The sequence below is a fragment of the Rhodococcus mengyinensis genome, assembly GCF_048381435.1.
Classification (GTDB): Bacteria; Actinomycetota; Actinomycetes; order Mycobacteriales; family Mycobacteriaceae; genus Rhodococcus_F; species Rhodococcus_F opacus_D.
In genome coordinates this window covers 233,543-239,592 of sequence record NZ_JBLWIT010000050.1, presented here as the reverse complement: position 1 = coordinate 239,592, position 6,050 = coordinate 233,543, and the positions used below count along the sequence as shown (strand labels likewise).

General features: G+C 66.8%; 8 protein-coding genes. 1 reads left to right on the top strand and 7 read right to left on the bottom strand.

Annotated elements, in window-relative coordinates; all coding sequences use genetic code 11:
• Positions 1–147: 147 nt before the first annotated feature.
• The 3 genes from ACNJ7E_RS10175 to ACNJ7E_RS10165 form a co-directional block, all read right to left on the bottom strand.
• A complete protein-coding gene (locus tag ACNJ7E_RS10175) occupies positions 148–1,581 on the bottom strand; it encodes an IS1380 family transposase (RefSeq protein ID WP_418339173.1) in 1,434 nt (477 codons plus the stop codon).
• Between the two features lie 121 nt (positions 1,582–1,702).
• Positions 1,703–1,939, bottom strand: coding sequence for a hypothetical protein (locus ACNJ7E_RS10170; protein ID WP_418339759.1), 237 nt, complete (start codon positions 1,937–1,939; stop codon positions 1,703–1,705).
• 105 nt (positions 1,940–2,044) lie between these two features.
• Positions 2,045–2,533 carry a GAF domain-containing protein gene (locus ACNJ7E_RS10165; protein WP_418339758.1) on the bottom strand — a complete coding sequence of 163 codons (489 nt, stop codon included), beginning with the start codon at positions 2,531–2,533 and terminating at the stop codon, positions 2,045–2,047.
• A gap of 120 nt (positions 2,534–2,653) precedes the next feature.
• Here ACNJ7E_RS10165 and ACNJ7E_RS10160 point away from each other — a divergent pair, with 120 nt between their 5' ends.
• Positions 2,654–3,736, top strand: a complete 1,083-nt coding sequence (locus ACNJ7E_RS10160) for an NAD(P)H-dependent amine dehydrogenase family protein (protein WP_418339757.1) — start codon at positions 2,654–2,656, stop codon at positions 3,734–3,736.
• A gap of 32 nt (positions 3,737–3,768) precedes the next feature.
• Here the strand turns inward: ACNJ7E_RS10160 and ACNJ7E_RS10155 are convergent, their stop codons facing one another.
• The 4 genes from ACNJ7E_RS10155 to ACNJ7E_RS10140 are packed head-to-tail and all read right to left on the bottom strand — an operon-like array spanning position 3,769 to position 5,943.
• A complete protein-coding gene (locus ACNJ7E_RS10155) occupies positions 3,769–4,467 on the bottom strand; it encodes an HAD family hydrolase (protein ID WP_418339756.1) in 699 nt (232 codons plus the stop codon).
• Between the two features lie 53 nt (positions 4,468–4,520).
• On the bottom strand, positions 4,521–4,844 hold the full coding sequence (locus ACNJ7E_RS10150) for a putative quinol monooxygenase (protein WP_317571693.1): 324 nt from the start codon (positions 4,842–4,844) through the stop codon (positions 4,521–4,523).
• Between the two features lie 35 nt (positions 4,845–4,879).
• Entirely contained in the window at positions 4,880–5,452 is a 573-nt protein-coding gene (locus ACNJ7E_RS10145; protein ID WP_418339755.1) for an LmrA/YxaF family transcription factor, read from the bottom strand.
• Positions 5,453–5,472: 20 nt separating this feature from the next.
• Entirely contained in the window at positions 5,473–5,943 is a 471-nt protein-coding gene (locus tag ACNJ7E_RS10140; RefSeq protein ID WP_418339754.1) for a nuclear transport factor 2 family protein, read from the bottom strand.
• Positions 5,944–6,050 lie beyond the last annotated feature (107 nt).

The following is a 6,050-nucleotide window of genomic DNA, read 5'->3' as shown; positions in this document are numbered from 1 at the left end:
CCCGAATGCACCGATTCGTTGATCCAGTCGGGGTGAGTTTCAGTGTGCAGCAGTGGGCGGTGTGTGGGCGTGGTTGAGCGTCCGACCTCTCGTGTCGGGTTGTTCCACTGGGGCTTTCGCGTCGAGGTCGGGCAGGAGTCGCGGGTGTTAGACGATGGCCGGGTGATTGCGGCCGAAGGTTTTGTCAAACAGCGTGTGCCACGCCGTTTCCCACGGCCAATCCTGAGGGAGGTGCAGGGTCAGTCGCCTCGCCGAGGAGGCGATGCGTGCGGGGACCGAGACGAGGGTGCGCCGGAGGGTGCCGGTGGTCGCCCGCGTCAGCTTCGGATCGCCGGTGAGGGTGCCGGCGGCTCGGGTGAGGTTGAACGCCATTACCGCGCAGACGAGCCAGGCGGCGTTCGCGGTGAACCGGCCCGAAGGCAGGTGCGCGAGGGCGGAGTTCTTCAGGTCCGCGTGCACCTGTTCGATGATCGCGTGCTGACGGTGGGTTTTGTCGGCGGCGACGGTGTCTACATGGTCGGGGTCGGTGGTGGTGAAGAAGGCGTGGAACCGCCAGATGTCGAACAATGTGCCCTGTCCCTGGTCTTTGGGTGGTCGCAGGTCGGGGATGCGGCGCACGACCAGCCGCCCGGGGATCTGGTGGGCCTTCTTCTGGGAGGTGAACGCGGTGAACGGAATCTCTGCGACCTCCGCCCGCGAGATCCAGGTGTCGGCGCCCTCGTCGTAGACGGCGTCGGTGTACTCGATCGGCGTCCACGCGGACTCGTCCACGTCGATCGAGGCGATCGCCTGTTTGATGGTGGCGGTCAGGCGCACCGTGACCGAGACGTCGGCGCCCGCGCGGATCGCCGCACCGACGGTGGGATATCCGTAGAACGCCGAATCGCACCGGACCAGCGGTTTCAGCGGGCCGCCACCGCTCGGTCCGCCGGCCTGGGTGCGCAGCCGGTCGACGGTGGCCAGGGCGTCGGCGACCAGCCGGGCGGCCCCGCGCGGGGAGCCGCAGGCTCCGCGGCGCAGGCGTTGGGTGAGGATCACCGGCGTACCGGTCTCCGTGGTGACGGTGGCGAGCAGTGCGTTCAGCCCGCGCACGCCGGAGTAGCCGTATCCGGACCCTTGCTTTCCGTGGCCGTGGACCTCGATGATCGAATCGTCGATATCGACCAAGACCCGCCCGGTGTCGATCCCGGTGACCAGCGGGGTCTTCTCGGCGAGGTTGCCCAGGAACCGTGAGGCGACGGCGTCGAGTTGCCGGACGTGTCCGAAGGTGAACTGGCGGAGGAACGATCCCAGCGTCGACGGGGCATAGGGTCGGTCGAAGAGCGTTCCCATCGCCCCGTGTCGCACAATGGCCAGGTCGGCGATGCTGTCGGCGCCGGCGACCATCCCACCGATCAGGGATCCGATCTTGCGGCCCGGGTGGGCGCCTTTGTCGGTCGGGACGCTCAGGTGTTCGTCGGCGAGGGTGAGCAGGCCGCTGGCCTGCGCCAATGCCATCACCGGGACCAGCCCCGCGGTCGCCACCAGATTGGGGTCGTCGAACCTCGCCGCCGAGACGGGTCGAGTGTGAGATAGTTGCACCTACGAGATGCCCTTCGTCGTGGCCGAATTGTTTCTGTGAGAAGTTCAATTCTTCCACCACGGCAGGGCATTTCGCCGTTACGACCCACCCAAGGACTCATCCGGATCGGTGTATCCAGGATTAACCACGGGCGGTTAATAAGTACTCACGGGCGGAGCATCGCGGCAATGTGCCCGAGTCGAGGAGCAGCGCCGTGGTGTGGTCGAGCATGCGGTGGTCGAGCAGTCGGACGGTGCCGTCACCGTTCCAGGCTGCGAGTCCGTCCGCCTCGTGCAGGGCCTCGTCGTGTCGCCAGCCGATCTTCAGCACCACGCGTGCGCCGGCGGCGGGACGGGCGGGCGCCGTCCAGGACGTCACGCCGCCCGGCTGGAACGGGCGACCGACGTCCAGCGACCACTCCCGACTCAGCGTTTCGACGACGGCGGGGAGGTCGGACAGCCACGTTCGGCGCGGCGCGTCGGGTCACCGCCTTCCGCGGTCCCACACGCGCTGCGTCTGCTCGGCGATGTCAGGGTGGTGGGTCTGCTGGAAGTTGCGTCCACCGCGGGCGAAGGTGTGCACGGTCGCGGGCGGTACGTCGAGCTCGGCGACGGGTGCGTCGAGCCACTCGCAGTCTCGGAGGTGCACCAGATCCACAGCCGCGGCCTCCGGACTCGAGTCGTAGCGCCACGGACCGTCGATCCGGCCGAGGAGGTAGAGCCCGTCGGCGTCACGCGACCAGACGAACGATCCGTCCAGCACCTGCGTGAAGCGTTCGAGCCGGCGTGCGGCCGGATCACCGTAGGTGCGCTCGGTCGCGTCGAGCGCCTCACTCAGATCGACGGGAGGTGGGGCCAGCATCCCGCCGATTCCACACACGTGCATGGCGAGCGCACGCTGCACCGCGAGCCCTGGGTCCACGTCGTCGCGACGGGAACGCATCGGTGCGCGGTAGACGTCGGTGGGTGTCATACGTATGGATTCTCCCTGACGCCGAACCGCGATAGCACTCTTCGGCGATCGTCCACCCGGTAAACTAGAACCTGTTACATTCGCGGGAGGGGTGCTACTTCTGGAACTCGGAGAGAACTCATGAGATACCGCGTCGTCGAATGGTCCACCGGTACGGTCGGGCGTCACGCCATCGCAGGGATCGACGCCCGCGACGACCTCGAACTGGTCGGCGTGTGGGTGTCCGATCCGGAGAAGGTCGGGAAGGACGCCGGGGAGCTGGCCGGTCTCGGAAGAGAACTCAGCGTGGCGGCTACCGACGACAAAGCGGCACTTCTCGCCCTGAAGCCGGACTGCATCGTGCACACCGCGATGACGGACGACCGCATCTTCGACGCCATCGAGGACCTGATCTCCTTCCTCGAGGCGGGCATCAACGTCGTGTCCTCGGGGCCTGTTCTGTTGCAGTACCCGATCGGTGTGGTCCCGGACGAACTCGTCGACCGCATCCACCGCGCCGGCGAGCAGGGAGACGCGAGCCTCCACGTGAACGGTATCGACCCCGGATTCGCGAACGACGTTCTGCCGCTGGCCATGACGAGCCTGTCGCAGCGGATCGACGAGGTGCGCTGCTCCGAGATCGCCGACTACTCCACCTACTACCAGCCGGTGGTGATGACCGAGATCTTCGGTTTCGGCAAACCTGTCGAGGAGACGCCGATGCTGTTCCAACCGGGCGTGCTGTCGCTGGCGTGGGGGAGCGTCGTCCGCCAGATCGCCGCGGGACTGGACCTCACGCTCGACGAACCGCTGGTGGAGAAGTTCGAACGCATCCCCGCCGAGCAGGACCTGGACATTCTGTCGTGCCACATCGCGAAGGGCACGGCGGCGGCGGTGCGGTTCGAAGTCGTCGGCACGGTCGACGGGGTGCCGCGCGTGGTCCTCGAGCACGTCACCCGCACCCACCCCGAACAGAAACCGGACTGGCCGAAACCGACCCGCGGCGACGGGTGCTACCGCATCGACATCACGGGCGAGCCGATGATGACCGTCGAGTTCAACCACCACGGCGAAAACGGCGACCACAACGTGTCGGGGATGATCGTCACCGCGATGCGGCTGGTGAATTCGGTGCACGCGGTGGTCGGGGCGAAGCCCGGATTGGTGACCGCACTCGACCTGCCTCTCGTCACCGGCCGCGGATTGTGCGCTTCGCACCCGTGAGTACTTGTTAACCGCCCGTGGTTAATAAGTACTCACAGGCCGAAGGCACTGAGGGCTGTTCGGAGGCCGTCCGGGCGCTCCGCGAGGGGAACGGGTTCGACGAGTGCGAACGCGCAGCCCACCTTTCGTGCCGCACCGTCGGCTTCCTCGCTGTCGCCGATCATGAGAGTCCGTTCGGGCTCGGAGCCGAGTGCGGCGAGGGCGTGCTCGAAGATCTTCGGGTCCGGTTTGATCGCACCCACCTCGAACGACAGCACGAACGCGTCGACGAGATGCTCGACTCCCAGGTCCGCGAATGCGGGCCGGATGTCGAACGCAATGTTGCTCAGCACCGCGACCTTGATTCCCCGGTCCTTCAGTGACGCAAGCACTTCCGCAGTATCGGGGTATGCACTCCAGCATCCCGGGTCGATGACCCGCTCGTACAGCCCGACCGCCTGGTCCTCGTGCGCGACCCCGGACTTGCGTAGAACGTCGAGGTACGCCTGCCGGTGGAACCGAGGGTCGAGGTCGCGGTTGGTCCACGCGTGGTGCTCGGCCGCGTCCATCTCGACGGTCTGACCGACCGGCGCCGTCATGCGCCGCATCAACTCGGCCTGCTGGTGGAGGTCGAACGGTTCACCGTCGTGGTCGGTGAGGTCGGCCATCCAGCTGTCGTCCTCCTCCAGCCGGAACAGCGTGCCGGAGAAGTCGAATATCACTGCGTCGAATTCGGTGAGATCGGAAGCCACGTTTTCCAGGCTAACGCGCGGTGCGCTCGACTTCAGGGTGAAGCCGGACGGGGTCAGTCGACTTCGAGTTCACCCATCAGCGACCACTCGGTGCCGTCGATCGTGGTGTTGATGATCCGCGGCGTCTGCGCGAGGGCGGGTTTCAACTCGCGCATGGCGTTCTGGAAATGCTCGCTCTGCACGTGGGCGCCGGCGGCGTCGTCGTCGCGGAATGCCTCGACGAGGACGTACAGGTTCGGATCCTCCACCGCCCGCGACCAGTAGAACCACAGGTTGCCCGGTTCGTTCCGGGTCGCGTCGGTGAACGGCTGCACCAGGTCGAGCCAGCCGTCCGAGTGGTCCGGTTTCACGGTGAAGTTGACGACGATGAAGATCACGGCTGCCTCACTTCTCGAGTTGACGCATTCGAATCCTACGCGCGCGATGTCGTCGGATCCCCGACCGAGCGGCGTAGCCGGGTGAGGATGCGCGTGAAGCTGTCAGGGTCGTCCAGGGCACGCGCGAGGACGAGCGCGCCCTGGATACCCGCGACGACCTCCTCGGCGAGCGGCCGCGACTGCGTGCCGTGGCCGGCGTCGGCGAGGGCGCCGGCGAGCGAATCGACCCAGTCGGTGAAGTAGGCGCGGACGCGGTGGGCGAAGCGGTCGCGTTCGAGGCCGAGCGCGAACGCGCCGAACAGGCAGATTCGGCGACCCGACCGGAAGTACGTCTCGACCTCGTCGAACATCCGCTCCAGGCGGGCGGCGGCGTGCTCGGACCGGCGCAGCGGCAGGTACACGGCGGTCTGGAACCAGGCGTCGACCTCGTCGAGGACGGCCTCGGCCATCTCGTCCTTGCCGCGAGGGAAGAAGTTGTACAGGCTGCCTTTGCCGAGTCCGGTGTGCTCGGTGATGACGGCCAGGCTCGCGCCGTCGAACCCGTGGGATCGGAACACCTCCGCCAGCACGGGGACGACGTCGCCGCGCTCGGCTACTGCTCGGGGCATGACTACTCCTCGTGTGCCGATCAGAGGCCGAGATCGCTCAGCCCGGGATGATCCGACGGTCGCACGCCGGACATGTCCCAGAAGAACTTGCGGTCGGATTCGTCGATCGGCACGTCGTTGATGCTGGCGTGACGCCACCGCATCAGACCGCCCCCGTCGAACTGCCAGTTCTCGTTGCCGTACGCGCGGAACCACTGCCCGTCGGTGTTGTGGAACTCGTACGCGAACCGGACCGCGATCCGATTCCCGTCGTGCGCCCACAGTTCCTTGATCAGACGGTATTCCAGTTCGCGGTCCCACTTCCCGGCGAGGAAGTCGACGATCTCGCGGCGCCCTTGCAGAAAGGTGGACCGATTGCGCCACCAGCTGTCCTCGGTGTAAGCCTGCGCGACCTTCTCGGGATCACGGGAATTCCAGCCGTCCTCGGCGGCGCGAACCTTCGCGATCGCGGTGTCGAGCGTGAACGGTGGGACGGGTGGTCGAACGGACATGGTGAACGCTCCTCCGGGGGTTCTTGTACCTTTCAGTACAGACTGTACCGATAGGTACAAGTGCTGTCCAGGGTCGCGCCGGACACACGTCACGGCCGATGCCCCCG

Bases quoted from the DNA above. Each gene is read 5' to 3' on its own strand.
- ACNJ7E_RS10160 (WP_418339757.1), top strand. From the start codon at position 2,654: ATGAGATACCGCGTCGTCGAATGGTCCACCGGTACGGTCGGGCGTCAC.
- ACNJ7E_RS10165 (WP_418339758.1), bottom strand. From the start codon at position 2,533: ATGACACCCACCGACGTCTACCGCGCACCGATGCGTTCCCGTCGCGAC.
- ACNJ7E_RS10145 (WP_418339755.1), bottom strand. From the start codon at position 5,452: ATGCCCCGAGCAGTAGCCGAGCGCGGCGACGTCGTCCCCGTGCTGGCG.
- ACNJ7E_RS10140 (WP_418339754.1), bottom strand. From the start codon at position 5,943: ATGTCCGTTCGACCACCCGTCCCACCGTTCACGCTCGACACCGCGATC.